A 700-nucleotide genomic window follows, 5' to 3' on the forward strand; every position below is an offset into this window, starting at 1 on the left:
CATTAGCTCAGTTGGTAGAGCATCTGACTTTTAATCAGAGGGTCGAAGGTTCGAATCCTTCATGGCTCACCATTTTAATGAAATATGCGGGTGTGGCGGAATTGGCAGACGCACTAGACTTAGGATCTAGCGCCTTTGGCGTGGGGGTTCGACTCCCTTCACCCGCACTTTTAATGAAATAACTCAAACATGTCTTGCGGAAGTAGTTCAGTGGTAGAATACAACCTTGCCAAGGTTGGGGTCGCGGGTTCGAATCCCGTCTTCCGCTCCAATTTTCAATATGACATGCCGGGGTGGCGGAACAGGCAGACGCACAGGACTTAAAATCCTGCGGTGGGTGACCACCGTGCGGGTTCGACCCCCGCCCTCGGCACCATATGCGCCCGTAGCTCAATTGGATAGAGCGTTTGACTACGGATCAAGAGGTTAGGGGTTCGACTCCTCTCGGGCGCGTTTTCTTTCGGGAAGTGGCTCAGCTTGGTAGAGCACCTGGTTTGGGACCAGGGGGTCGCAGGTTCAAATCCTGTCTTCCCGATAATTGTTTGGGGCCTTAGCTCAGCTGGGAGAGCGCCTGCCTTGCACGCAGGAGGTCAGCGGTTCGATCCCGCTAGGCTCCACCAAAAAAGTTCTTTGAAAACTGAACGAAACAAACAACGTGAAACGTCAATTTTTATTTTTAGATGCTAGACAAACTAACTTT

At 51.3% G+C, this 700-nt stretch carries 6 tRNA genes; all 6 read left to right on the forward strand.

Annotation, left to right across the window (positions count from 1 at the left end):
- Nucleotides 1-86 precede the first annotated feature (86 nt).
- The 6 genes from JDS99_RS30810 to JDS99_RS30835 all read left to right on the forward strand — a co-directional run bounded on the left by JDS99_RS30810 (nt 87) and on the right by JDS99_RS30835 (nt 620).
- Nucleotides 87-167 (forward strand) — tRNA-Leu (locus JDS99_RS30810).
- A 29-nt stretch (nt 168-196) separates the two neighbouring features.
- Nucleotides 197-271: transfer RNA gene (locus JDS99_RS30815), tRNA-Gly, on the forward strand.
- Nucleotides 272-287: 16 nt separating this feature from the next.
- Nucleotides 288-376 (forward strand) — tRNA-Leu (locus JDS99_RS30820).
- Nucleotides 377-379: 3 nt separating this feature from the next.
- Nucleotides 380-453 (forward strand) — tRNA-Arg (locus JDS99_RS30825).
- Between the two features lie 8 nt (nt 454-461).
- A tRNA-Pro gene (locus JDS99_RS30830) sits at nt 462-535 on the forward strand.
- A 9-nt stretch (nt 536-544) separates the two neighbouring features.
- A tRNA-Ala gene (locus JDS99_RS30835) sits at nt 545-620 on the forward strand.
- Nucleotides 621-700: the final 80 nt, after the last annotated feature.

Origin of the sequence: Bacillus cereus group sp. N6, from assembly GCF_016483705.1 — a bacterium.
GTDB classification, from domain to species: domain Bacteria; phylum Bacillota; class Bacilli; order Bacillales; family Bacillaceae_G; genus Bacillus_A; species Bacillus_A wiedmannii.